General features: G+C 74.0%; 25 protein-coding genes. 15 read left to right on the forward strand and 10 right to left on the reverse strand.

The features are described 5' to 3' along the window. Nucleotides 1-23: 23 nt before the first annotated feature. From GA0070560_RS16595 to cofC, 3 genes are read right to left on the reverse strand one after another with little or no spacing between them, the layout of a single operon-like run. Entirely contained in the window at nucleotides 24-2321 is a 2298-nt protein-coding gene (locus GA0070560_RS16595) for an RNA degradosome polyphosphate kinase (protein ID WP_091297950.1), read from the reverse strand. A 54-nt stretch (nucleotides 2322-2375) separates the two neighbouring features. Beyond that, on the reverse strand, nucleotides 2376-2573 hold the full coding sequence (locus tag GA0070560_RS16600; protein ID WP_091297953.1) for a cold-shock protein: 198 nt from the start codon (nucleotides 2571-2573) through the stop codon (nucleotides 2376-2378). 22 nt (nucleotides 2574-2595) lie between these two features. Beyond that, the gene (gene cofC / locus GA0070560_RS16605) at nucleotides 2596-3222 is read right to left on the reverse strand and encodes a 2-phospho-L-lactate guanylyltransferase (protein WP_091297958.1); all 627 of its coding nucleotides are present in this window, start codon (nucleotides 3220-3222) and stop codon (nucleotides 2596-2598) included. A gap of 115 nt (nucleotides 3223-3337) precedes the next feature. Between cofC and GA0070560_RS16610 the strand changes: the two genes are divergently transcribed. The 5 genes from GA0070560_RS16610 to GA0070560_RS16630 all read left to right on the forward strand — a co-directional run bounded on the left by GA0070560_RS16610 (nucleotide 3338) and on the right by GA0070560_RS16630 (nucleotide 8443). Continuing rightward, complete coding sequence (locus tag GA0070560_RS16610; protein WP_091297961.1) at nucleotides 3338-4063, forward strand: lysophospholipid acyltransferase family protein; 726 nt, start codon at nucleotides 3338-3340, stop codon at nucleotides 4061-4063. 22 nt (nucleotides 4064-4085) lie between these two features. Continuing rightward, nucleotides 4086-5090, forward strand: a complete 1005-nt coding sequence (locus tag GA0070560_RS16615) for an NAD(P)H-dependent glycerol-3-phosphate dehydrogenase (RefSeq protein ID WP_091297964.1) — start codon at nucleotides 4086-4088, stop codon at nucleotides 5088-5090. Between the two features lie 115 nt (nucleotides 5091-5205). Continuing rightward, nucleotides 5206-6342 (forward strand): cystathionine gamma-lyase, encoded by a 1137-nt coding sequence (locus GA0070560_RS16620; protein ID WP_091297967.1) that lies wholly within the window; start codon nucleotides 5206-5208, stop codon nucleotides 6340-6342. A gap of 137 nt (nucleotides 6343-6479) precedes the next feature. After that, nucleotides 6480-7265 carry a putative protein N(5)-glutamine methyltransferase gene (locus GA0070560_RS16625; RefSeq protein ID WP_091297971.1) on the forward strand — a complete coding sequence of 262 codons (786 nt, stop codon included), beginning with the start codon at nucleotides 6480-6482 and terminating at the stop codon, nucleotides 7263-7265. Between the two features lie 116 nt (nucleotides 7266-7381). Next, entirely contained in the window at nucleotides 7382-8443 is a 1062-nt protein-coding gene (locus tag GA0070560_RS16630) for an ROK family protein (RefSeq protein ID WP_091297976.1), read from the forward strand. A gap of 75 nt (nucleotides 8444-8518) precedes the next feature. On the opposite strand, the gene GA0070560_RS16635 is transcribed toward GA0070560_RS16630, so the two are convergent. Continuing rightward, entirely contained in the window at nucleotides 8519-8719 is a 201-nt protein-coding gene (locus GA0070560_RS16635; RefSeq protein ID WP_091297981.1) for a DUF397 domain-containing protein, read from the reverse strand. Between the two features lie 3 nt (nucleotides 8720-8722). Beyond that, nucleotides 8723-9568: a helix-turn-helix domain-containing protein gene (locus GA0070560_RS16640; protein ID WP_091297987.1), complete on the reverse strand. Its 846-nt coding sequence runs from the start codon at nucleotides 9566-9568 to the stop codon at nucleotides 8723-8725. A 272-nt stretch (nucleotides 9569-9840) separates the two neighbouring features. On the opposite strand from GA0070560_RS16640, the gene GA0070560_RS16645 reads away from it, so the two are divergent. Continuing rightward, nucleotides 9841-10068, forward strand: a complete 228-nt coding sequence (locus GA0070560_RS16645) for a hypothetical protein (protein WP_091297990.1) — start codon at nucleotides 9841-9843, stop codon at nucleotides 10066-10068. Between the two features lie 149 nt (nucleotides 10069-10217). After that, on the forward strand, nucleotides 10218-11318 hold the full coding sequence (locus GA0070560_RS16650) for a D-alanine--D-alanine ligase family protein (RefSeq protein ID WP_091297993.1): 1101 nt from the start codon (nucleotides 10218-10220) through the stop codon (nucleotides 11316-11318). Between the two features lie 266 nt (nucleotides 11319-11584). On the opposite strand, the gene GA0070560_RS16655 is transcribed toward GA0070560_RS16650, so the two are convergent. Together GA0070560_RS16655 and GA0070560_RS16660 are read right to left on the reverse strand one after the other, a co-directional pair. Continuing rightward, complete coding sequence (locus GA0070560_RS16655) at nucleotides 11585-12208, reverse strand: DUF3515 family protein (protein WP_091298235.1); 624 nt, start codon at nucleotides 12206-12208, stop codon at nucleotides 11585-11587. Between the two features lie 9 nt (nucleotides 12209-12217). Further along, on the reverse strand, nucleotides 12218-12451 hold the full coding sequence (locus GA0070560_RS16660) for an Lrp/AsnC ligand binding domain-containing protein (RefSeq protein ID WP_013284547.1): 234 nt from the start codon (nucleotides 12449-12451) through the stop codon (nucleotides 12218-12220). Nucleotides 12452-12614: 163 nt separating this feature from the next. On the opposite strand from GA0070560_RS16660, the gene GA0070560_RS16665 reads away from it, so the two are divergent. Both GA0070560_RS16665 and GA0070560_RS16670 read left to right on the forward strand, forming a co-directional pair. Further along, nucleotides 12615-13553 (forward strand): thiamine-phosphate kinase, encoded by a 939-nt coding sequence (locus GA0070560_RS16665; RefSeq protein ID WP_091297996.1) that lies wholly within the window; start codon nucleotides 12615-12617, stop codon nucleotides 13551-13553. Between the two features lie 28 nt (nucleotides 13554-13581). Beyond that, entirely contained in the window at nucleotides 13582-14043 is a 462-nt protein-coding gene (locus tag GA0070560_RS16670; protein ID WP_091298000.1) for a GNAT family N-acetyltransferase, read from the forward strand. A 48-nt stretch (nucleotides 14044-14091) separates the two neighbouring features. Here the strand turns inward: GA0070560_RS16670 and GA0070560_RS16675 are convergent, their stop codons facing one another. Together GA0070560_RS16675 and rpmB are read right to left on the reverse strand one after the other, a co-directional pair. Beyond that, nucleotides 14092-15348 (reverse strand): ATP-grasp domain-containing protein, encoded by a 1257-nt coding sequence (locus GA0070560_RS16675; RefSeq protein WP_091298003.1) that lies wholly within the window; start codon nucleotides 15346-15348, stop codon nucleotides 14092-14094. Between the two features lie 221 nt (nucleotides 15349-15569). After that, nucleotides 15570-15761, reverse strand: a complete 192-nt coding sequence (gene rpmB, locus GA0070560_RS16680; RefSeq protein WP_088963534.1) for a 50S ribosomal protein L28 — start codon at nucleotides 15759-15761, stop codon at nucleotides 15570-15572. 354 nt (nucleotides 15762-16115) lie between these two features. On the opposite strand from rpmB, the gene GA0070560_RS16685 reads away from it, so the two are divergent. The 3 genes from GA0070560_RS16685 to GA0070560_RS16695 all read left to right on the forward strand — a co-directional run bounded on the left by GA0070560_RS16685 (nucleotide 16116) and on the right by GA0070560_RS16695 (nucleotide 20927). Beyond that, nucleotides 16116-17735, forward strand: a complete 1620-nt coding sequence (locus GA0070560_RS16685; RefSeq protein ID WP_091298240.1) for a DAK2 domain-containing protein — start codon at nucleotides 16116-16118, stop codon at nucleotides 17733-17735. Then, nucleotides 17732-19933 (forward strand): ATP-dependent DNA helicase RecG, encoded by a 2202-nt coding sequence (gene recG, locus GA0070560_RS16690; RefSeq protein ID WP_091298007.1) that lies wholly within the window; start codon nucleotides 17732-17734, stop codon nucleotides 19931-19933. Before GA0070560_RS16685 ends, recG begins: the two co-directional genes overlap by 4 nt. A 61-nt stretch (nucleotides 19934-19994) precedes the next feature. Continuing rightward, nucleotides 19995-20927 (forward strand): serine hydrolase domain-containing protein, encoded by a 933-nt coding sequence (locus GA0070560_RS16695; protein WP_091298011.1) that lies wholly within the window; start codon nucleotides 19995-19997, stop codon nucleotides 20925-20927. A 228-nt stretch (nucleotides 20928-21155) separates the two neighbouring features. Here GA0070560_RS16695 and GA0070560_RS16700 read toward each other — a convergent pair whose 3' ends face one another. After that, entirely contained in the window at nucleotides 21156-22403 is a 1248-nt protein-coding gene (locus tag GA0070560_RS16700; protein WP_091298015.1) for a hypothetical protein, read from the reverse strand. 314 nt (nucleotides 22404-22717) lie between these two features. Here GA0070560_RS16700 and rsmD point away from each other — a divergent pair, with 314 nt between their 5' ends. The 3 genes from rsmD to GA0070560_RS16715 all read left to right on the forward strand — a co-directional run bounded on the left by rsmD (nucleotide 22718) and on the right by GA0070560_RS16715 (nucleotide 24492). Beyond that, nucleotides 22718-23281 (forward strand): 16S rRNA (guanine(966)-N(2))-methyltransferase RsmD, encoded by a 564-nt coding sequence (rsmD, locus tag GA0070560_RS16705; protein ID WP_091298018.1) that lies wholly within the window; start codon nucleotides 22718-22720, stop codon nucleotides 23279-23281. After that, nucleotides 23278-23766 (forward strand): pantetheine-phosphate adenylyltransferase, encoded by a 489-nt coding sequence (coaD, locus tag GA0070560_RS16710; RefSeq protein WP_091298020.1) that lies wholly within the window; start codon nucleotides 23278-23280, stop codon nucleotides 23764-23766. Before rsmD ends, coaD begins: the two co-directional genes overlap by 4 nt. A gap of 228 nt (nucleotides 23767-23994) precedes the next feature. Beyond that, the gene (locus GA0070560_RS16715; protein ID WP_091298024.1) at nucleotides 23995-24492 is read left to right on the forward strand and encodes an SPFH domain-containing protein; all 498 of its coding nucleotides are present in this window, start codon (nucleotides 23995-23997) and stop codon (nucleotides 24490-24492) included. Nucleotides 24493-24545 lie beyond the last annotated feature (53 nt).

The following is a 24545-nucleotide window of genomic DNA, read 5'->3' on the forward strand; positions in this document are numbered from 1 at the left end:
CAGTTTCCTGCGCCTGCGCCTGGTCAGCCCGCCGTGCCGCCGACCCGGCGCAGCAGCAGCTCCTGCAGGTCCACCAGCGGCTCCTCCGGGCTGCCGGTACGCCGGGCCCAGGCGCCGTCGGCGGCCAGCTCGAAGGCGTCCACGTCAGGGCTGAACGCGGCGGTCAGCACGTGGTCCAGCTCGGCCCGGGCCACCGGGTCGCTGACCTGCACCAGCGCCTCCACCCGGCGGTCCAGGTTGCGGTGCATCAGGTCGGCCGAACCCATCCAGAACTCGGCGTCGCCGTTGTTGCCGAACCGGAAGATCCGCGAGTGCTCCAGGAACCGGCCGAGGATCGAGCGGACCCGGATGTTCTCCGACAGTCCCGGCACCCCCGGTCGCAGCGTGCACATGCCCCGGATCAGCAGGTCGACGTGCACGCCGGCCCGGGAGGCCCGGTAGAGCGCGTCGGTCACCTCCTCGTCGACCAGGGCGTTCACCTTGAACTGCACCAGCCCCGGCATGCCGAGCCGGACGTGCGCGATCTCCCGCTCGATCCGCTCGACCAGGCCGCGACGGATGCCCTGCGGCGCCACCAGCAGTCGCCGGTACGCGGTCTGCCGGCTGTACCCGGTGAGGACGTTGAACAGGTCGGTCAGGTCGGCGCCGATCTCCGGGTCGGCGGTGAGCACCCCGAAGTCCTCGTAGAGCCGGGCGGTCTTCGGGTGGTAGTTGCCGGTGCCGATGTGGCAGTAGCGGCGGATCTGGTTGCCCTCCTGGCGTACCACCAGCGCGGTCTTGCAGTGCGTCTTGAGGCCGACCAGGCCGTAGACGACGTGGCAGCCGGCCCGCTCCAGGGTGCGTGCCCAGCCGATGTTGGCCACCTCGTCGAAGCGCGCCTTCAGCTCCACCAGCACGACCACCTGCTTGCCGGCGGCGGCCGCGTCGACCAGGGCGTCGACGATCGGGGAGTCGCCGCTGGTGCGGTAGAGGGTCTGCTTGATGGCGAGCACGTCCGGGTCGGCGGCGGCCTGCTCGATGAAGCGCTGCACGCTGGTGGCGAACGAGTGGTACGGGTGGTGCACCAGCACGTCGCCGTCGCGCAGCGTGGCGAAGACGCTGCGCGGCACCTCGCCCTCGGCGAGCCGGGGGTGGGTGGCCGGCACGAACGGCGGGTCCTTCAGGTCCGGACGGTCGGCCTCGCCGTAGAGCTGCCAGAGCGCCGACAGGTCGAGCAGCCCCGGGACCCGGAGCACGTCGTGCCCGTCCATGTCCAGCTCGCGTACGAGCAGCTCCAGCATGTGGTCGGAGATCGAGGCGGCGACCTCCAGCCGTACCGGGGGCCCGAAGCGGCGCCGGGCCAGCTCCCGTTCCAGCGCCTGGAGCAGGTCCTCGTCCCGGTCCTCGTCGACCTCCACCTCGGCGTTGCGGGTCACCCGGAACAGGTGGCACTCCACCACCTGCATGCCGGAGAAGAGCTGCCCCAGGTGCACCGAGATCAGCTCCTCGACCGGCAGCATGTGCACCCCGGGCCGGTCCTTGGCGACCCGGACGAAACGCGGCACGTTGTTCGGCACCTTGACCCGGGCGAAGAGTTCCGAGCCGCCGTCCGGGTCGCGTACCGCCACCGCCAGGTTCAGCGACCGCCCGGAGATGTACGGGAACGGGTGCGCCGGGTCCACCGCGAGCGGCGTCAGCACCGGGAAGATGTGCTCGCGGAAGTAGGTGCGCAGCCGCTCCCGCTCCGGGTCGTCCAGCTCGGCCCAGCGCAGGATCCGGACGTCCTGCTCGGCGAGCCTCGGCAGCACGTCGTCGACGAAACAGGCCGCGTGCCGGGCGACCAGGTCGGTGGTCTTCTCGGTGATCCGTTCCAGCTGGGTACGCAGCGGCAGCCGGTCCCCGCCGCGTACCGGCAGGCCGGCGGAGAGGCGGCGCTTCAGGCCGGCCACCCGCACCATGTAGAACTCGTCGAGGTTGCTGGCGAAGATGGCCAGGAACTTCGCCCGCTCCAGCAGCGGGGTGCCCGGGTCCTCGGCCAGCGCCAGCACCCGGGCGTTGAAGTCGAGCCAGGAGACCTCGCGGTTGAGGAAGCGGTCCTCCGGCAGCGGCTCGTGGGCCGCCGGGGCGTCCGGGCCCGGGGTGGGCCGCTGCCCGGAGTCCAGCACCTCGTCGAGTCCCGCCGAGGCGCCGGCGGCGCCGACCCCGGAGGAGCCGGGCGTCGTGGTGACGACGTCCTCGGGGCTGCGCGGGGCACGGCCGCCGCGACGGCGGGCGCCGTTGCGGGGGACCGTGGGGTCGGTGGCCTGCGGTGGGCTGGTGGGGTGCTCCCGAGGGGTGCTCACCCGCTCATAATCACCCGATTTTGGTTAACTGAAAATGAACTCCGGCCGGGTCGGTCAGGCCATCGTCGGGAACGTCACCCGGACGACCGTTCCGTCCGGGTCCCGCTGCACCCCTAACCGCTGCCCGAGGCGGAGCAGCCGCAGCCCGGAGGCGTCGAAGGCGTGCGCCGGGAAGGCCAGCTCGGTGCCGTCGTCCAGCAGCAGCACCCCGGTGCGGGTCTGCGCGTCGAAGCTCGCCACGGTGCCCTGCATGCCAGCACCGTACACGGTGTGGTCAGGGGCAGGGCGCCAGCAGCGCGGCGCTGTGCGGGCCGAGCCCGAGCCGGGCGGCGGTGGTCAGGTCGGCGGCGGTGTCCACGTCCCGGCGCAGGGTGGGCCAGTCGCCGTGCAGCGGGAGCGCCCCGCCGGCGGCGTGCGCCGCCGCCGAGCCGATCCCGAACCGGGGCTCCAGCGCGACGCCCGGCGGTGCGGCCAGCAGCACGGTGCCGCTGCCCGGCGCGTCGGCGACGAACCGACGTACCCCCGGGGTGTCGGTGGCGGCGGCGAGCAGCGCGGCGGCCAGCTCGGCCGGGCGCAACGCGGGCAGGTCCGCGGTGAGGCCGGCGACCCAGCCACGGCCGGCGACCTCGGCGCCGTGCCGGAAGGCGGCGTTGAGCCCGGCGTCCGGCCGGTCGGGCACGGCCCGCGCGCCCGCCGCCCCGGCGGTGGCCGCCACCGCCGGGTCGTCGGTGACCACCAGGACCTCGGCCACCGCCGGGCAGGCCACCGCCGCGCGGACCGTGTCGGCCGCCAACGCCAGCGCCAGCTCCTCGTGGGGTACGGCCGGCAGCGCGCCCCGCAGCCGGCTCTTCGCCGCGTCGAGGCGCTTCACCGGCACCACCACGGTCCAGGTCGGCTGCACGCGACAATCCTGCCAGCGTCGCCGGCCGGTACCCTCACTGGCCGTACCCCGGGCGAGCAGGCATGATTTCCGCTGCGGGGCCACACCGCGGGGGTCGGGGCGACGAGGAGGCAGAGTGACACGGCGCAGGCTGGGCTTCTGGCAACGATTCGCCGTGGTGCTGGTCAAGCCGGTGATGCTGCTCTGGACCCGGCGCACCTGGCGCGGCGCCGAGCAGTTGCGCCGCGAGGGCGGGATCATCATCGTGCCCAACCACCTCTCGCACGCCGATCCGCTGGTCTCCGCGCACTTCATCTACGAGGCCGGGCGCTGGCCGCAGTACCTCGGCAAGGCCAGCGTCTTCCGGGTGCCGGTCATCGGGTGGATCCTGCACCGCTGCAAGCAGATCCCGGTGGAGCGGGAGACCGTCCACGCGGTGAAGTCGCTGGACAAGCTGGTCGCCGCGCTGGACGCCGGTGGCGCGGTGGTGATCTACCCGGAGGGGACGATCACCCGCGAACCGCAGTTGTGGCCGATGAAGGGCAAGACCGGGGCGGCCCGGCTGGCGCTGGCCACCGGCGCGCCGGTGATCCCGGTGGCGATGTGGGGTCCGGAGAAGCTCTTCGACCCGCGCACGACCCGCTTCGGGCTGCGACCCCGAACGCCGGTGACCGTGGTCGCCGGCCCGCCGGTGGACCTGGGCCGCTGGGCGGGCGCGACGCCGACCCGGGCGGTGCTCGAAGAGATGACCGACGAGATCATGCTGAGCCTGCGCGACCTGCTCGCCGAGATCCGGGGCGGCACGCCGCCACCGCTGTGGGAACGTCCCGCCCGTCCGCGTACTTCCGAGGTGACCGAATGAGCGAGCGCAGCGAGGTGACGGCATGAGCCATGTGGCGGTGCTGGGGGCGGGTTCCTGGGGGACCGCCTTCGCGAAGATCCTCGCCGACGCCGGTCGGGACGTGACGATCTGGGCGCGTCGGGAGTCGGTCGCCGAGGCGATCCGCACCCACCGGCACAACCCGGACTACCTGACCGGCACGCGGCTGCCCGAGCGGGTCACCGCGACCGGCGACGCCGCCAAGGCGATCGCCGGCGCCGAGGTGGTGGTGCTGTCGGTGCCGTCGCAGACGCTGCGCGGCAACCTCGCCGACTGGGCCCCGCACCTCGCCCCCGACTCGACCCTGGTCTCCCTGATGAAGGGGATCGAGCTGGGCACCACCAAGCGGATGAGCGAGGTGATCGTCGAGACCGCCCGGGTCACCCCGGACCGGGTGGTGGTGGTCTCCGGCCCCAACCTGGCCCCCGAGATCGCCGCCGAGCAGCCGGCCGCGACCGTGGTCGCCGGCACCGACGCCCGCCGGGCCGAGCTGGTGCAACGCTCGATCCGCACCCCGTACTTCCGGCCGTACACCAACGACGACGTGATCGGCTGCGAGCTGGGCGGCGCGGTCAAGAACGTGATCGCCCTGGCGTACGGGATCGCGACCGCGATGGGCTTCGGCGACAACACCCGGGCGATGCTGATGACCCGTGGGCTCGCCGAGACCGCCCGGTTGGGCGTGGCGCTCGGCGCCGACCCGATCACCTTCGCCGGCCTGGCCGGCATGGGCGACCTGGTCGCCTCCTGCTCGTCGCCGCTGGCCCGCAACCGCACCTTCGGTGAGCACCTGGGCCGGGGGGAGACCCTGGAGCAGGCGCAGGCGGCCACCCGGCAGACCGCCGAGGGCGTGAAGAGCTGCCTCGCCATCCGGGACCTGGCCCGGGCGCACGGGGTGGAGATGCCGATCACCGAGCAGATCGAACGGATCTGCCACGAGGGAATGGACCCGAGACTCGCCGTGGACGCCCTGATGAGCCGTACCGCCAAGCCGGAGTCGTACGAGTGAGCGCGAGGAGTGAGCCGGGTCTGCGAGCCCCGCAGTCGCGAACTGAGGTGACAGCGGTGAGCGCGAGGAGTGAGCCGGTGTTGCGAGCCCCGCAGTCGCGAACTGAGGTGGCACCGTGAGCGCGAGAGATTGGCACGACGGCACCCGGTGCGTGCACGCCGGCCTGCCCGAGCCGGCCCCGGGCGATGCGTTCCTGCCCGGGCCGGTCTTCGCCGCGCCGTACCACCTCGACCCGTGGCAGGGGCCGGCGGCGAGCCCGAACGGCTACGGCCGGCCGGACAACCCCACCCGCCGGCTGCTGGAGGCGGCCATCGGCGAGCTGGAGGGGGGCGAGTGCCGGGTCTTCGCCAGTGGGCAGGCGGCCATCACCGGGCTGCTGCTGGCCCTGCTGCGCCCCGGGGACCGGGTGCTGCTCCCCGCCGACGGGTACTTCCCGGTCCGTGCCTTCGCCACCGCCACGCTGGAGGGCATCGGGGTCTCCGTCGGGTTCGTGCCGACCGCCGGGCCGTACCCGTCGTTCGACGGCGTCCGGCTGCTGATGCTGGAGACCCCGGCCAACCCGGGGCTGGACGTGGCCGATGTCGCCGCGCTCACCGCCGAGGCGCACGCCGCCGGCACGCTGGTCGTGGTCGACAACACCACCGCCACCCCGCTCGGGCAGCGTCCGCTGGACCTCGGCGCCGACCTGGTCGTCGCCTCCGGCACCAAGGCCCTGACCGGGCACTCCGACCTGCTGCTGGGCTACGTCGCGGCCCGCTCGGCGGAGCTGCTGGAGACGCTGACCGGTTGGCGTACCACCACCGGTGCGGTGCCCGGGGCGTTCGACGCCTGGCTCGCCCACCGGTCGCTGGCCACGCTGGACCTGCGGCTGGCCCGGCAGTCGGCCAACGCGGCGGCCGTCGTCGAGCTGCTCGCCGGGCGCGCCGACGTGACCGGGCTGCGCTGGCCCGGGCGGCCGGAGGACCCGGCGTACCCGGTGGCGTCGGCGCAGATGCGGCGGATGCCCGGGGTGCTCTGCTTCGACCTCGGTGACGCCGCGCGGGTCGCCCGGTTCGTCGAGGCGTCCCGGCTGGTCGCCGCCGCCACCTCGTTCGGTGGCCTGCACACCACCGCCGACCGGCGGGCGCAGTGGGGCGACGACACCGCCCCGGGTTTCGTCCGGCTCTCCTGCGGGGTGGAGGACACCGCCGACCTGGTGGCCGACATCGGCGCCGCGTTGGACGCCGCGGGGCCGGCCGGTCCGCTATCGTGATCGGCGACCCGCAGGGGTCCCGACCGGAGGAGGTGAGTCCGATCCACCAGTACCGAGGACCGGCGCTCTCCTCCGAGTCCCCGTCGCCGGAGTAGGCGACGGCGGGAGCGCCGACGAGCGTTCCCGAGAGGCATCCCATGGCACCGTTGCACCCTGACCGTTCCGCCCTCGTCTCGCGGCTGCGTGCCGCCGGCTGCGTCTACGCCGAGGACGAGGCGGACCTGCTCGTCGCCGCCGTCGACTCGTCCGACGCGCTGGCCGCGCTGGTCGACCGCCGGGTCGGCGGCGAACCGCTGGAGTACGTCCTCGGCTGGGCCGAGTTCTGCGGGCTGCGGGTCGCCGTCGTGCCCGGCGTCTTCGTGCCCCGCGCGCGTACCGCCCTGTTGGTGGAGGCCGCCGTGTCGGTCGCCGGGCCGGCGCCCGCGGTGGCTGACCTCTGCTGCGGGTCGGGCGCGACCACCCTCGCGCTCGCCGCGCGGCTCACCCCGCGCTGGCTGGTCGCCGTCGACCTGGACCCGACCGCGGTGGCCTGCGCCCGTCGCAACCTCGCCGGCCGTGACGTCCCCGTCCTCCAGGGCGACCTGTACGACCCGTTGCCCCCCGCCTGGCGGGGCCGGCTCGACCTGGTGGTGGCCAACGCCCCGTACGTCCCGACGGAGGCGGTGGCGCTGATGCCGGCCGAGGCGCGGCTGCACGAGGCTCCGGTGGCGCTCGACGGTGGGGCCGACGGGCTGGCCGTGCTGCGCCGGGTGGCGGCCGGGGCGGTGGACTGGCTGGCCCCCGGCGGTCACCTGGTGGTCGAGGTGAGTGACGGCCAGGCCGACGCCCTCTGCGTCGTGCTGACCGGGCTGGGCCTGGCGCCGCGTGTGCTCCGTGAACCGGAGTGGGACGCCACCGCCGTCACCGCCCGCCGGCCCGGCTGACCGCCGCCGCCGTCGTGCCCCGGTGGCGCTGCGGTCGGTTCGGGTCGTTCGGGCGTGGCGGGGGCCGGGCGCGGGAACTAGCCTCGCATCAGGCTCGGGCGGGGAGGCGACCGGAGATGGACAGCGCGGACGTGCCGGTGGTGGTCGGCATCGACAACGGTGGCACCAGCAACAACGCCACCGTGCTCACCGTCGACGGGCGGTTCCTGGTCGACGGGCTGCTGGAGATCCCCAGCGAGGTGGGGGCCGGCCCGGAGGCGGCGATCGAGGCGATGGCCCGCGCGCTGGACGGGGTGCTCGCCCACACCGGCGTACCGCGCGCGTCGGTGCGGGCGGTGGGGCTGGACACACCGGGGCCGGCCAGCGCCGACGGGGTGATCTCGTCGCGCGGGTCGACGAACTTCGCCCAGCCCGCCTGGCACGGGTTCGACGTGCGGGGCGCGCTGCAGCGGCGGTTGGGCCTGCCGGTGGTGTACCACAACGACGGCAACGCGGCGGCGCTCTACGCCCACCACGTCCACTTCGGAGCCGACGCTACGGCCCGTTCCTCGGTGTCGGCGATCGTCGGCACCGGGCTGGGCGGGGGAGTGGTGGTGGACGGCCGGGTGCTCACCGGGGCGGCGGGGATGGCCGGCGAGTTCGGGCACGTGCACATTCCGCTGACCGGGCTGCTCGCCCCGGACCAGCCGGTCCCGACCTGCGCCTGCGGGTTCGTCGGGGACGCGGAGAGCGTCGCCTCGCTGACCGCGATCCGGCGCAACCTGCTGCCGTACTGGCTGACCCGGTATCCGGGGCACCCGCTCGCGGCGGAGCCGGCCGACCGGGCCGCGAGGCTGCTGCGGGGGTACGCCGAGCGGGGTGACGGCTTGGCCCGGGAGGTCTTCGCCCAGCAGGCGGCCGCGCTCGGCCGGCTCTTCACGATCGCGGCAAACGTCACCGACCCGCACGCGTACTTCGTGGGCGGTGGCGTGGTGGAGGCGGCGCCGGAGTTCCGGGACTGGTTCCTGGCGACCGTACGCGAGCACACGGTGCTCCGCGCGGAGCAGGCCGCGGTCGCGACCTTCGCCCTGGTCCCCGACCGTGACATGGCCGGCGCCCGCGGCGTCGCCATCGCCGCGCTGACCGCCCTCCGACCCGCCACCCGCACCCCGGCCCCCCTGCCCGTCACGCCGGGTTGACCAGGCGGTTCGCGCCCCGGACCGGGCCTTCCGGGGACGCGAACCCTGGTCGACCCGGTGGTCGCGCCGGGTGGGTCAGCGGCGGGGCGGGGCGGCGGCGAAGGCGGCCCAGGCGGCCGGGGGGAAGAGCAGGACCGGGCCGGCGGGGTCCTTGGAGTCGCGGACGGCCACCACGTCCGGCACGGCGGCCAGCTCGACGCAGGCCCCCTCGTCGCCGCTGTGGCTGCTCTTGCGCCACGCGGCCGTGGCCAGTGTCGCGCTGATCGTCGGTGTCATCTTCTACCGTCCCTTCAACAGTTGCACGAGCTGGTCGCGGCTGTCCGCCGGGCTGAGCGCGACGGTCCGCAGGTGTTCCATGATCTTGGTGCAGGTACGCAGGTCACCCGGGCGGTCGAGGACCATCTGACCGGCGACCGTCTCCACCGACGCGATGAGTGGGTCCTCCGGGTCGGCGAACTCCAGGATGTGCAGCGAGCCGCGGGTGCCCCGGTGGTAACCCGCCGCCAGGGGGATGACCTGGACGGTCACGTTCGGCAGCTCGCCCATCTTGAGCAGGTGTCGCAGCTGCCCCTGCATCACCTCGCGGTCGCCGACCGGGCGCAGCAGCGCGCCTTCGTCGATGATCGCGTCGAAGATGGGCGGGTCGTCGGCGGTGATCCGCTGCTGCCGGTCCAGCCGTAGCTGCACCCGCTGCTCGACATGGTCGTCGCTGAGGGTGTGCGGCCCGCCGCGCATCACGCCCCGGACGTAGTCCGCGGTCTGGAGCAGCCCCGGCACCACCGAGGGTTCGAAGTTGGCGATTCCGGTCGCCTCCGCCTCCAGCGCGATGAAGTCGATGGTGCGCTTGTCCAGCAGGTGCGAGTACGGCACCCACCAGCCGGGTTTCCGGGTGTCCTTGGCGAGCTGCACCGCCGCGGCGATCTCGTCCGGCCCGACGCCGTAGACGCTGAGCAGCGCCCGCACGGTGGCGGGGCTGACCAGCGTCTGCGCGTTCTCGTAGCGGGAGAGCGTGCTGCGGGTGCTGTTGATCTCGTCGGCGGCGGCCTCCAGCGTGAGGCCGGCCGCCTCCCGGTGGGTGCGCAGGGCGATGCCCAGCCGTCGCGCCCGGGCGGTCTTGGGAGCCATACGTTGATGGTGGCATATGTCTTCGGGAAAGCGCGCATGAGAGAACGTCGATGAGAGTTGCATTCACGCCTGCACACCTGTCAATCTGTGACGGCGTCCTCACCAACGGTTGTCGTGGCGACGGCGATGGTGAGCGACCGGAGGGGATGGGGCGCGTGGTGATCGGGTTTACTCCCCCGTTCCCGATCGCCACGTGCCACACCCCGGGGCGCCACCATCCACCGTGGAGGGAGACGTCGGATGAGGTCGAGCGGATGTCCCGGCGAGCGGCGATGACGCGGTTCCTCGTGGTGCTCACCGACGTCCGTCCGGCGGAGGGGGAGGTCCGCGACGAGCGCACCTGCCCGGAGCGGCGTCGCCAGGTGCTCGGCGCCGGTAGTCGGGCGGCAGCCGACCGGATCGCCGGCGCGTTCATGGCCCTGGGGATGGTGCGCGCCGGCCGGCAACGGGTGAAGGTGATCGCAGTCGGCCGTGGCCGACCCACCAGCCCGGACAGGTGAGTCACGCACCGTGTCGGTGCGGGTGACCGTTTGCGAGGGAGACTCAGCTCCTCCCGGGTATCACCATCGGCCCGCCGCCACCCACAGTAGGGTCAACCGGGTGAGTGCGCCGCAGGCGGCTCCGCAGTCGCGTACCGAGAGGTGACCCAGTGACCACCCCAGGCAAGACCCGCGTGGCGATCGTCTTCGGCGGACGCAGCCCCGAGCACGGCATCTCCTGCGTCAGTGCCGGCAGCGTCCTCGCCGCGCTGGACCCGGACGAGTTCGAGGTGGTGCCGGTGGGCATCACCCGCCAGGGGCAGTGGGTGCTGGCCAGCGGTGACCCGAGCCAGCTCGCCATCGCCGACCGGAAGCTGCCGGAGATCACCGCCGGCTCCGGCGCCGAGCTGGTCCTGCGTGCCGACCCGACCGCCGGCGGCCTGATGGTGCTCGACCCGGCCGAGGGCCCGCGCGCGCTGGCCGACGTCGACGTGGTCTTCCCGGTGCTGCACGGCGCGTACGGCGAGGACGGCACCATTCAGGGCATGCTGGAGATGGCCGACATCCCGTACGTCGGGGCGAACGTCTTCGCCTCCGCCGCCGCGATGGACAAGGAGTTCACCAAGAAGCTCTGCGCCGTCGAGGGCATCCCGGTCGGGCCGTACGCGGTGCTGCGCAACGGCATGACGCTCAGCGAGGAGGACAGGGAGCGACTCGGCCTGCCGGTCTTCGTCAAGCCGTCCCGGGCCGGCTCGTCCTTCGGCATCACCAAGGTCGACGACTGGGCCCAGCTCGACGCGGCGGTCGCAGCAGCCCGGGAGATCGACACCAAGGTGCTGGTGGAGGGCGCGATCGTCGGCCGGGAGATCGAGTGCGGCGTGCTGGAGGGTGAGGCCGGCGGCGCCCCCGAGGCGTCCGTGCTGGCCGAGGTCCGGGTCGTCGCCGGCCACGACTGGTACGACTTCGAGGCCAAGTACATCGACGACTCCTGCGAGTACGACATCCCCGCCACCCTGCCCGAGCAGGTCACCCGCCGGGTGCAGGAGTACGCCACCCGGGCCTTCACCGCGCTGGACTGCTCGGGGCTGGCCCGGGTCGACTTCTTCGTCACACCCGAGCTGGACGTCTACCTCAACGAGATCAACACGATGCCGGGCTTCACCCCGACCTCGATGTTCCCCCGGATGTGGGCGGCCTCCGGCCTGGAGTACCCGAAGCTGGTCAATCGCCTGATCCGCACCGCCCTGCACCGCGACACCGGCCCCCGCTGACCCACCCCGCCCCACCACCCGCCCCCGCCCCGCCCCGCCCCGCCCCGCCCCGCCCCACCCCGCGCCCCGCGTTCAAGATCTGCACAATTTCCCGAAAAGAGTGGTCATTCCGAGCTGGATGGCCACTCTTTCCGGGAAATTGCGGGCACCACAGACCGACGCGTGGCCGGGCCGGCAGACGAGCGCGCCCCCGCGGCGGCGTGCTGCGGGGGCGGGGTGACTCGCGCTGGTGCGCTGGTGCTCGTCGGCTACCGGGCCGGAGAGAGTCAGGCTCGGCAGCCGGCCGGGGCCGCGCCGTCCGACGGCACCGAGGCGACGATCGTGTCGGAGATCGGGGTGACCCACTGCAACGGCTGCTCGTACGACAACGGCACGGTGACCGTCACGGCGGTCTCCCGGTCGACGGTGGTGAGCACCGTGGCGTCGGACTTCTGCTCCGCGTACCAGCAGACCTTGTTGACCGTCCAGACGTCGGCGGTCGCGTCCACGGTCGGCTCGGCGCCGCCGCAGGTCACGGTCAGCGCCGGGTCGCCGTAGGCGGCGTTCTGCTCCGGCCCGGCGGTGACCGGCCGCTGCCTCAGCTCGCGCACGGAGTCGGGCAGCTGCGACACCAGCGCCCGGCAGACGACGGCCGGGCGGGCGTCGAGCGCCGGGGCGGCCATCTCGACCGGGGTCGTGGCCTGCGCCCGCGCGGTCGTCGCGGTCGGGCTGGGCGCGGCGGCCGGGGTGTCCGGCGCCAGCCTGGCGAACGTGATCCCGGCGACCACCACGGTCACCGGCACCGCGACCAGGGTGGCGATCAGCGCGGCCTTACGGGTCGCCGGATCCTTGGCTCGGCCGGCGCCCTTCGTGGGCCGCTGGTCGACCTCGGGAGCGGAGGTGGAAGTCATCTCGTCCACTTACAGGCGCACCACCGAACACGTGAGGGTGCGGGTGATGCCGGGCACCATCTGCACCTTGCTGACGATCAGTTTGCCGAGCTCGTCGACGGTGTTCGCCTCGGTGAGCACCACCACGTCGTACGGCCCGGTGACGGCGTCGACCCGGACCACGCCGGCAAGGTCCGCGATCAGACCGGCCACGTCACGCGCCCGGCCGACCTCCGTCTGGATGAGGATGTACGCCTGTACCACGACTCGACCTCCGTCCGTCGCCGCCCGTGGGCGGCCCGAAGGGTGAAACTACCTTACGGAGCAGGCGTGATCCCTATCGGTGGCCGCCTGGACGCGGTGAGCGAGCGCACGTGGTGGCGGGACGGCAGGGTCGGGGCATGAGTGAGCGCGACGAGGGGACGGGATGACAGTCGCGGGTGTGGGCGAGTTCGGACTGATCGACCGGGTGACGGCCCGCCTGACGCACGGCGGGAGCTGCCTGCTCGGTCCGGGCGACGACGGGGCGGTGGTCGCGGCGCCGGACCGGCGGGTGGTGGCCTCGACCGACGTGCTGGTCGAGGGGAGGCACTTCCGCCGGGACTGGTCCGGCGCGGCCGACGTCGGGCACCGGGCGGCGGCGGCGAACCTGGCCGACATCGCCGCGATGGGGGCCACCCCCACCGCGCTGCTGGTGGCCCTCTGCCTGCCGGCGGACCTGGACACCGCCTGGGCCGAAGGGCTGGCCGACGGGCTCGGCGCGGAGGCGGCCACGGTGGGGGCGAGCGTGGTCGGTGGGGACATGTCCGCCAGCCCCACCCTGACCATCGCCGTCACCGCGCTGGGGGACCTCGGCGGGCGCGCCCCGGTGGTCCGCTCCGGCGCCCGGCCGGGGGACGTGGTCGCGCTGGCCGGGCGGACCGGCTGGGCGGCTGCGGGGCTGACCGTGCTCTCGCGGGGGTTCCGCACGCCCCGGCTGCTGGTCGAGGCGTACCGGCGGCCGGAGGTGCCGTACGCGGCCGGGCCGCACGCCGCCCGGCTCGGCGCCACCGCCATGATCGACATCTCGGACGGGCTGCTGGCCGATCTCGGTCATGTGGCGAAGGCCAGCGGGGTCGGTGTCGACGTGCACCGGGACGCCTTCGAGGTGCCCCGGCAGATGCGCGACGCCGCGCAGGCGCTCGGCGTCGACCCGTACTCGTGGATCCTCGCCGGTGGCGACGACCACGCGCTGGCGGCGACGTTCCCCCGGTCGGCGGCCCTGCCCGCGGAGTGGCGGCCGATCGGCCGGGTGGTCGAGGGCGAGGGGGTGACGGTCGACGGGGCCGCGTACGACGGCCCGGCCGGCTGGGACCACTTCCGGTAACGGCCCGTCCCGGTCGTACCCTTTACCGGTGAGTGAGATCGAGATCCACGCGTCGGCCTTCGACTCGCCGGTGGCGCAGGCGCTGATCCGCGCGGCCCTGGCCGACCTCGGCCGGCGGTACGGCGGCAGCGGCGACGAGACCCCGGTCGACGCCGCCGAGTTCGTCCCGCCGCACGGCGCGTTCCTCGTCGCCCACCTGGACGGCGAGCCGGTCGGGTGCGGTGGCTGGCGCAGCCACGACGACGACACGGCCGAGCTGAAGCGGATGTTCACCGCCCCGGCGGCCCGGGGGCGGGGTGTGGCCCGCGCGGTGCTGGCCGCGGTCGAGCGGTCCGCCCGGGACCACGGCCGCAAGCGGATCATCCTGGAGTGCGGCGATCGGCAGCCCGAGGCGATCGCCATGTACACCTCGGCCGGGTACGAGTCGATCCCCAACTTCGGCTTCTACGCCGACGAGCCGGGCTGTCTCTCCTTCGGCCGGGTCCTCTGACCGTCCGCCGGCGGAGCCCGGCTCGACCGTCACGGCGGCGGGAGCGGCTCAGCCGACGCTGATCCGGACCAGTCCGGCGGCGTGCCGGGCGGCCCGCGTCGCCTCGGCCGGGTCGGCGCCCCAGGTGAGCACGTGACCGCTGCGCCGGGTGGAGGAGACCAGCTCGCCGACGGTGTCGCCGACCCGCACGTCCAGCTCGACGGAGAGCACCCCGGGGGCGCGCAGCGCGTCGCGTACCCCGTCCACCGCGGTCACCGTCCCGGGCGGGGCGAGCAGGAACTCCACCGCCGCCGCGCCGGAGGCCCGGGCCGGCAGCGCGGGGCGCCCGCCGCGCAGCACGTCCAGGTACGCGCCGATGAACGCGCACTCGTACGCGGCCGCGACCAGCGCGGTGATCATGTCCCCGGGGAGTCGGGCGGCGCACTCCACCAGGGTCGGCGTCCCGTCGGCGACGATCCATTCGCTGTGCAGCACCCCGGTTCCGAAACCGGCCGCCACGGCGAGCCGGGTGGTCACCGCCACCAGTTCCGCCTGCCGCGCCGGGGGCAGCGCGGAGGGCACGGTGTGCCCGGTCTCGACCGGGCGGCGCCCGGGCAGGACCCGCTTGTCGGTGACGTTGGCGAAGAGCACCTCGCCGTCGGCCACCAGCAGTTCGACGCTGTACTCCGGGCCGACGAGGGTCTGCTCGACCAGCACCTCGCTGGGCAGGCCCCGGTCGGTGGCCTCCGGCGACTCCGCCGGGGCGGCCGTCGCCGCCCAGGCGGGGACGATCTGCTCCCGGTCGGTGATCAGCTGCACGCCCAGGCTGCCCGCGCGGCGGGTCGGCTTGAGCACGCACCGCCCGCCGAAACGCTCGGCGAACACCGCCGCCTCCTGCGGGCCGGTGACCAGCGTGTAGGCGGGATTCGCCAGTCCCGCCGCCGCGGCGGCCCGCCGCATCCGGTGCTTGTCGGTGAAGACCTCGGCGGCCGGTGGGCCGGCGCCGGGCAGGCCGAGCCGGTCGGCGAGTCGGGCCGCGGCGGTCACGGCGTACTCGGTGCCGGGCACGACCAGCCGGGCGGCGGCCAGGCCCGGCTCGCGGGCGAGCAGCGTGTCGACGTCGAGCCCGGTCTGGTACTCGACGGCCACCGTCCGGGAGATGACGGGCAACCCGGCCACGAGCCGGTCCACGCCCCGCCGCCGGATCACGTCCGGTTCCTCGACGAGAACCACGCTGGACGGCGGGAGCTGCTCGTCGAGCCAGCGCAGGATGCCGACGGAGGACCCGAAGAAGATGATCTCGTCTGGGTCGAGGTCCAGGTGCACGGTCGTCCTCCCGGGGGTGCGGGCAGGCAGGCCGGTGCGGACGCGCCCTGCGGGGCCGGCGGGGCAGACGCTAGTCGGCTGACCGGGACCGGTCGAGAGCCACGTCGCCGATCTGTCAGAGGCAGGGCCGGTTGGTGCGGGCGTACCCGGACACGACAGCACCGGCGGACCGTGACGGCCCGCCGGTGCTGGCGAATATTCGAGCTGGAGGCGCTACCGGGTCAGGCGCGGGTGACCTTGCCGGCCTTGATGCACGAGGTGCAGACCTGCATCTTCTTGGTGTTGCCGCCACCGGCCGGGGTACGCACCGACTGGATGTTCGGGTTCCAGCGGCGGTTGGTCCGCCGGTGCGAGTGGGACACGTTGTGGCCGAAGCCCGGTCCCTTGCCACAGACGTCGCACACGCTAGCCACGGGATACTCCTGGGATTGAAACGTTCATGAGGTCGCCGGCAGGCGCTGCCCGGGCAACCTGGCCAGGTTACAGGATCACACCCACCCCGGACCAACCGGCCCGGTCTGCAGGCGTCGGCGTGACAGCGGTCACCGCCCGGTGGCGACCAGGCCGTCGTGGTGGGGACCGACTCAAGTAACGCCGCACAGGCTACCGTCGGTCGGCTCCCCGGGGCGCGACCGGGTGTCCGGCCCGGACGTCCGGCGTGCCGGCCCGCGCCACCCCGCCGGGCCACGCCGGACGGGACCTCGGACACGCCGGGTGAGGACGGCCGACCCGGGCGCGTGTCGGTGCGCGACAGTAGGCTTCTGGCCGTGCTGGACACCCTCGACGCCGCCGCGGTGCGCCGCTGGTGCGCGGGTGGGCTCATCTCGCTCCGGCACCACCAGAGCGAGATCGACGAGCTGAACGTCTACCCCGTCCCCGACGGTGACACCGGCACCAACATGGTGCTCACCCTCACCTCGGCCCAGCAGGCCCTCGCGATGGACCTGGACACCCTGCCGGAGGACGGGCACACCCCGCACGGTCACGCGCTGCGGCTGATGGCCCGTGGGGCGCTGCTCGGCGCGCGGGGCAACTCCGGGGTGATCCTGTCGCAGATCCTGCGCGGCTTCGCCGACGCGCTCGCCGACGTGTCGCGAGTCGGCGGCCGTGAGCTGGCCCGCGCGCTGCGCCACGCCGCCGACGCGGCGTACGCGGCCGTCGCCCGGCCGGTGGAGGGCACCCTGCTCAGCGTGGTCGCCGCCGCCGCGACCGCCGCCGAGCAGGCCGACACCGACGACCTGCGCACGGTGGTGCGGGCGGCGGCCGGGGAGGCGGCGCGCGCCCTGGCCCGCACCCCCGAGCAACTGCCCGCGCTGGCCCGGGCCGGGGTCGTCGACGCCGGCGGGCGGGGGCTCTGCCTGCTGCTCGACGCGCTGGTCGAGGTGGTCACCGGGGAGAGCCCACCCCGGCCGGCGCCGGTGGCCCGCGCGGTCCGCCCGCCGCTCACAGCCGTCCGCGAGACCGGCTCCGAGGAGTACGCCTACGAGGTGCAGTTCCTCCTCGACGCCGACGACCGGGCGGTGTCGAGGATGCGGGACACCCTGGACACGCTGGGGGACTCCCTCGTGGTCGTCGGCGACGGGGGCGAGCCGCAGGCCACCTGGAACGTGCACGTGCACGTCAACGACGTCGGCGCGGCGATCGAGGCCGGGGTGGTCGCCGGCCGGCCGTACCGGATCTCGGTGACCCGCTTCGCCGACCAGAACCCGCCGGCCCCGCGCCCCGGGCCCGCCACCGACGGCCGGGCGGCCGTGGTGGTCGCGGCCGGCGTGGGCATCGCGGAACTCTTCGCCGGCGAGGGCGCGACGGTGGTGCCGGGCAACCCGTCCACCAGGGAGTTGCTGGATGCCGTCCGGGCCACCTCCGCGGCCCGGGTGGTGGTGCTGCCCAACGACCCCAACACGCAGGCCGTGGCGAGCGCCGCCGCGAAGGAGGCGCACGCCCTCGGCGTCAAGGTCAGTGTCGTGCCGACCCGCTCGCCGGTGCAGGCGCTCGCCGCGCTCGCCGTCCGCGACCCGAAGCGGCGCTTCGAGGACGACGTCATCGCGATGGCCGAGGCCTCCGGCGCCTGCCGGTACGCCGAGGTCTGCCGGGCCAGCCGGGAGGCGCTGACCGTCGCCGGCCCGTGCCGCCCCGGTGACGTGCTCGCCCTGGTCGAGGGGGAGGTGCACCTGATCGGCGCCGACCTCGTCGACACCTGCGTCGCCGTGGTCGACCGGATGCTCGGCGGCGGTGGCGAACTGGTCACGCTGCTCACCGGCGAGGACGCCCCGGACGGCCTCGCCGAGGCGGTCCGCGCCCACGTCGCCCGGCGCTGGCCCTTCGTCGAGGTGCAGGCGTACCCGGGCGGGCAGCCGCACTATCCGCTGCTGGTGGGGGTCGAATGACGAGCGAGCCGTCGACGGTGGACACGCCGCTGAGGAAGCTGGTCGGGGAGCGTACGGCCAAGGCCCTGGCCGGCCACCTCGACCTGCACACCGCCGGTGACCTGGTCTACCACTTCCCCCGCCGGTACGACGAGCGCGGCGAGCACACCGACATCCGCTCGCTCGACGTGGGCGAGCAGGTCACCGTGCTGGCCCAGGTGCAGCGCACCGCCGTGCGGCCGATGCGGCAGCGCCGGGGCAACCTGCTGGAGGTGACCGTCGGCGACGGCTCCGGCGGTGTGTTGACGTGCACCTTCTTCGGCAACCAGGCCTGGCGGGAGCGGGAGCTGCGCCCCGGGCGCTGGGGCCTGTTCGCCGGCAAGGTCACCGAGTTCCGGGGCAAGCGGCAGCTCAACGGCCCGGAGTACGTCCTGCTCGGCGAGGGCGGCGACGGCGAGGCGGCGGCCAGCGAGGAGGTGGAGGAGTTCGCCGGCGCGCTGATTCCGGTCTACCCGGCCGCCGCGGCGGTGCCGACCTGGGTCATCGCCCGCTGCGTCCGGGTGGTGCTGGACACCTTCACCCCGCCGGACGACCCGCTGCCGGTCGCCGTGCGCTCCAGCCGCAACCTGGTCGGCATCGGCTCCGCGCTGCGGGAGATCCACCGCCCGTCCAGCAAGGAGGCGCTGTACCGGGCCCGGCGTCGGCTCAAGTGGGACGAGGCGTTCGCCGTGCAGCTCACCCTGGTGCAGCGCAAGGTGCGGGCGGCGTCCTGGCCGGCGAAGCCCCGCCCCCCGAAGGCCGGTGGGCTGCTCGACGCGTTCGACGCCCGGCTGCCGTACGAGTTGACCACCGGCCAGCGGGACGTCGGCGTCGAGATCGCCGCCGACCTGGCCACCCCGCACCCGATGCACCGGCTGCTGCAGGGCGAGGTCGGCTCCGGCAAGACCATGGTGGCGTTGCGGGCCATGCTCCAGGTGGTCGACGCCGGCGGGCAGGCGGCGCTGCTCGCCCCGACCGAGGTGCTCGCCGCCCAGCACCACCGGGGGATGCTGGAGCTGCTCGGCCCGCTCGCGCAGGCGGGTGAGCTGGGCGCGGCCGACGACGCGACCCGGGTGGAGCTGGTCACCGGCTCGCTCGGGGCGGCCGCCCGGCGAAGGGCCCTGGCGGAGGTCGCCGAGGGCCGGGCCGGGATCGTCCTCGGCACCCACGCCCTGCTCTACGAGGGGGTGGACTTCGCCGACCTCGGCCTCGTGGTGGTTGACGAGCAGCACCGCTTCGGCGTCGAGCAGCGTGACGCGCTGCGGTCCAAGGCCGACCAGCCGCCGCATGTGCTGGTGATGACGGCGACCCCGATCCCGCGCACGGTGGCGATGACCGTCTACGGCGACCTGGAGACCTCCACCCTGTCGCAGCTGCCGCAGGGGCGCTCGCCGATCGCCTCGCACGTGGTACCGGCCGCCGAGAAGCCCGCCTTCCTCGACCGGGCCTGGCGTCGGTTGCGCGAGGAGGTGGCGGCCGGGCACCAGGCGTACGTGGTGTGTCCCCGCATCGGGGAGGGGCCGCAGAGCGACGAGGAGCCGCCCCGGGAGGACGACAACGGCCGACGGCCGCCGCTGGCGGTGACCGAGGTGGCGCCGCTGCTCGCCGAAGGACCGCTGCACGGGCTGCGGATCGGGGTGCTGCACGGCCGGTTGCCGGCCGACGAGAAGGACGCGGTGATGCGGTCCTTCGCCGCCGGTGACCTGGACGTGCTGGTCGCCACCACGGTGGTCGAGGTCGGCGTCAACGTCCCCAACGCCACCGTGATGATCGTGCTGGACGCCGACCGGTTCGGTGTCTCCCAGCTGCACCAGCTCCGCGGCCGGGTGGGGCGGGGTACCGCACCGGGTCTCTGCCTGCTGGTCACCGAGGCGGCCGAGGGTACCTCGGCCCGGGAGCGTCTCGACGCGGTCGCCTCCACCACCGACGGTTTCAAGCTGGCCGAACTCGACCTCGAACAGCGCCGCGAGGGCGACGTGCTGGGCGCGACCCAGTCCGGTCGCCGGTCGCATCTGCGGCTGCTGTCGCTGCTGCGCGACGCCGACCTGATCCGTGACGCCCGCGCCGAGGCCCAGGCGCTGATCGCGGAGGACCCGGAGCTGGAACGGCATCCGGCGCTGGCCGCCTCGGTCGCCGTGCTGGTCGACGAGGAGCGCGCGGAGTACCTGGAGAAGGGCTGACGCCCCGGTCCCCTGTGGAGCCTGCCCCCACGGCTCGGTGCTGCGCGCCTAGGCTCGATCGATGGCGATTTCCCTCACCCGCGGTGTGCTCCTGCTGGCCCATGGCGACGACCTCGTCCTGGAGCAGGTCGGTGGCGTCGCGGACGACACCTCCGGGGGGGTGCCGTGCACCCGCGCGACCCGGTTCCAGATCGCGTCGATCAGCAAGCAGATGACCGCGGTGGCGGTGCTGCTCCTCGCGGAGCGGAAGGCCCTTGACCTGGCCGACCCGGTCGCCCGCTGGCTGCCGCGCACGCCCGCGCACTGGTCCGGGATCACGCTGCACCACCTGTTGACCCACACCTCCGGGATCGGGCACTGGTCGGACTACCCGATGATCGACCTGGCCGGACCGGCCGACCCGGACGACCTGCTCGCCACCTTCGCCGCCGGCGCGCCGCTGTTCGCCCCCGGCGCGGGCTGGAGCTACAGCAGCCCGGGCTACGTGCTGCTGTCCCGCGTCGTCGAGCGGGCCGCCGACCGGCCGTACGGCACCGTCCTCGACGAGGAGGTGTTCGGGCCGCTCGGGATGACCGGCAGCTTCGCCGGCACGCCGGTGGACCGCGCCGAGGTGGCGGTGGGCCACGAGGACGGCAGGCCGGTGCCCTCCTGGGACCTCGACGTCGTCAACCAGGGCACGGGCGACGTCTGGTGCACCGGGCCGGATCTGCTCACCTGGCTGGACGTGCCGCGCCGGGGGCGACTGCTCACCGCAGACTCGGTCGCGGCGATGACCACCCGGCACGCGTTGACCCCCCGGGACGGCGAGGCGTACGGCTACGGCTGTTTCCTCGGCCCGCTGGCGGGGGAACCGGCGGTGCACCACTCCGGGTACAACCTGGGCTTCAAGTCGCTCGCGGTGTGGCTGCCGGAATCGGACCGCCGCCTGGTGCTGCTGACCAACCAGGCCGAGGTGGATCCGGCGCTAGCGTCGGCGGCGCTCGCGGCGCGCTGACCCACGTCGGGGCCGCACGGGGCGGTGGCGTGCCCGTCCGTGGCGCGCCCGTTGCGAGGCGGCCGTTCCCGGCGCGCCCGTTCGGGTGCCGTCGGCGCGGCCCCACGTCCCCGATCCCGGCGCGCGGCTCGACCAGCGCGGCCGAGCCGCCCGGGCCCCACCCTGGAACCGCCGGGGGCGCGCCGACCTCGCGGTCGACGCGCCCCCGCGCGGTCAGGCAGGTGTCGCTCAGGCGGTGAAGCGGATCCGTCGGCGTCGGGCGACGACGAAGAGCACCGCGCCGGCCGCCAGCAGGGCGAGTGCGCCCGCGGCGATGCCGCCGGCCGCCGCGCCGGTCACCGGCAGGCCGGGCTCGCCGCCGCCGGTGCCACCCTCTTCGCAGTTCTCCGGCTGCTCCCAGGCCAGCGGGCCGCCGGAGTCGAGGTCACCGGTGACGGTGACGGTGAAGCCCTCGCCGGCCTTGAAGCTGACGGTGCCGGTGCGGCCCGGCTCGACGGTCAGCGTCTTGGCCGCACCCTTGCTCGGAGTGAACGTCGAGGTCAGCGTGACGCCGTCCTCCGGGTTGGCGATCCGGAAGACCATCTCGTCGCAGGTGGACTCGTAGTCGGCGTCCGGGACGCCGACCTCGGGCCGCTGGCAGTCCTCGGGCTTCTCCCACCCGCCGGTGAAGTCCTTCATGCCCGGCGTGGTCACGGTGATCTCCTGCGCCTGGCCCGGGCTGAGCTTGCGGGTCTCGATCTTGCGCATGGGGACGGTCACCTTCTCGGTGAAGCCGTTGCTGCCGGTGATGACGAACTCGGCCGCCGCGTTGCCGGTGCGGTTGACCAGGGTCAGCTCGACGGTGCCCTCGCAGTCGGACTCGGCGATGACCTCCGGGACGGCGGTGCAGGTGCCGGAGCCGCCGTTGTACCAGGCCCGCGGGCCGGTGGACCGGGAGCCGATGCCCTTCCTGCTGCCGACCTTGCGGTCGCCGTAGCGGTCGCTGGTGTCGGTCAGCGGGTCGACGACGGTGCTGCCGAAGACGAAGTCGACCTGGGTGTAGCAGTTCGGCACCTCGACGGTGAAGTCCAGGGTGGCCAGGCCCAGCTCGCCCTCGCCCACGCCGGTGAACTTCTTGACCGACTTGTCGAGCACGTACTGCGGCACGGCGAACTTCGCCGACGGCGTCACGTACGAGACCAGGGCCAGTTCCTGCTCCTCGCCGGCGCAGAGCGGGCCGTTGGTCAGCGTGATCGAGGCCTCGCCCTTCGGGCCGTCGAAGGTGTGCGTGTACTTCGCGTCGGCGGCCTCGACACAGTTCGGCGCCGGTTCCGTCGGGGTGGTCGGCGTCGCGGTCGCGGTCGGGGAGGCCGACGGCGAGGGCGAGGTGTTGGTGGCGCTCGCGGGCGCCGTGAAGGCGAGTGCCGTGGCGAGGCCGGCCAGTGCGGCGGCGGCCACGGCGAGCGGTCGCCGGGGCGACAGCTGGGGACGGATCACGCGTACTCCCGGGGTGAAGAAGCGTCAGGGTGCGGCGGGCGGGGTGGCGACGGCTGGTCGCGGTCGCTTGCGGTGCGTCCCGCGACGGCGCCCTCCCCGGCGCCGCTCGGCCGGCGCAGCGTCGCCGGCACCCGGCAGACCCTAGTGGGATCGCCGTTCGCGTTACAGCGCTCAGGAAAGGCTAAGAATGATGTTATGAATCTGAGATCATTGATGCACTGAAGGTGATCACAGTGCCACCCTTCCTGCACGCACCGTCTCGCCCGGACCCCCGGGCCGTCGCGTAGCGTCATCGGTATGAGCAGGGGGAGACCGTGACCCGGATCGTGGCCGGCACGCTCGGCGGGCGGCGGATCGCCGCGCCGCCCGGCGCCGGCACCCGACCCACCTCCGACCGGGTGCGGGAGGCGTTGTTCAGTGCGGTGCAGGCCGAGGTCGACCTCGTCGGCGCGCGCGTCGCCGACCTGTACGCCGGCTCCGGCGCCGTCGGCCTGGAGGCGCTCTCCCGGGGTGCCGGGCATGTGCTGCTGGTCGAGTCCGACCCGCGTGCCGCCCGGGTGATCCGGGAGAACGTGGCCACGCTCCGGGCCGCCCCCGCCGCCCGGCTGGTCGCCGGCAAGGTGGCCGGGGTGCTCGCGGCCGGCCCCGGCGGCGAGCCGTACGACGTGGTCTTCGCCGACCCGCCGTACGCGGTGCCCGACGCCGAGATCACCGCGATGCTGGCCGCGCTGGTCGCGCACGACTGGCTGGCCCCGGACGCCCTGGTGGTGGTGGAGCGGTCCAGCCGCACCGGACCGGTCGTCTGGGTGGAAGGCGTCACCGGCGAGCGCAGTCGCCGCTACGGCGAGACCACCCTTTGGTACGGTCGCCGATCATGAGACGTGCGGTGTGTCCCGGCTCGTTCGACCCGGTCACCAACGGCCACCTCGACATCATCGGACGGGCCAGCCGGCTCTTCGACGAGGTAATCGTTGGCGTGCTGGTCAACCAGTCGAAGAGTGGCCTGTTCACCGTCGAGGAGCGGATCGACATGCTCCGCGAGGTGACCTCCTCGTACGACAACGTCCGGGTCGAGTCGTTCCGTGGCCTGCTTGTCGACTTCTGCCGGGCGCAGGAGGCGAGCGTGCTGATCAAGGGCCTGCGAGCGGTCAGCGACTTCGACTACGAGCTGCAGATGGCGCAGATGAACATCGGTCTGGCCGGGGTGGAGACGCTCTTCATGCCCACCAACCCGCTCTACTCCTTCCTCTCCTCGAGCCTGATCAAGGACGTGGCGAAGTGGGGTGGCGACATCTCCGCGCACGTACCGGACCGGGTCCGCGCCCAGTTGGCCGTCCGCCTGCACCCCGACACCCGCTCCTGACCCGCCTCCGACCGCCACGATCTTGCAGTTGTGGCCGGGCTTTCGTCCGGGTGAGGGCGGAATGACCGGACCGAAACTGCAAGATCGGCGGGGCGGGGTGGGACGACGCGCCGGGTGGGGGCGGATCGGCGCGGGGTGGAGTGGGCGCGACATGATGGATGGAGCGCCGAACCCGGGCGCAGGCCGCATCATGTAGGTCGGCCGACGAACGACAGGAGTGAGGTACCGGTGGACCCGCTCGATCGCATCGACGAACTGATCGCCATGGTGGAGCAGGCCCGCTCCGTACCGATGTCGCGCAACAACTGCATGGTCGACCGGGGCGAGATGATCGCGGTCCTGGACGAGTTGCGCGCCGAGCTTCCCGCCGACCTGCGCCGGGCCGCCGCCCTCCTGGAGGAGCGGGACAAGATCATGGAGGCCGGCAAGCGGGAGGCCGACCGGATCATCAGCGAGGGTGAGGCGGAACACGCCCGGCTGGTCTCGGTGAACGAGATCACGGTCTCCGCCGAGCACGAGGGCGCCCGGATCATCGGCGAGGCCCGGGCCGAGGCGCAGCGGCTGCGGGAGGAGGTCGACGACTACGTCGACACCGCGCTGGCCAACTTCGAGCAGTTCCTGACTCGGGCGCTGGCCTCGATAGAGCGTGGCCGGGACAAGATGCACGCGCTGCGGGAGATCGGCACCTTCGCCGGGGACGAGGCGGAGCGCCCGCTACCCTTCTGAGCGGCACCTCACCAGCCGACATGAGCAGGAGGGCGTCCGCCCCCGGTTCGACG

The organism is Micromonospora halophytica (assembly GCF_900090245.1).
GTDB lineage: Bacteria > Actinomycetota > Actinomycetes > Mycobacteriales > Micromonosporaceae > Micromonospora > Micromonospora halophytica.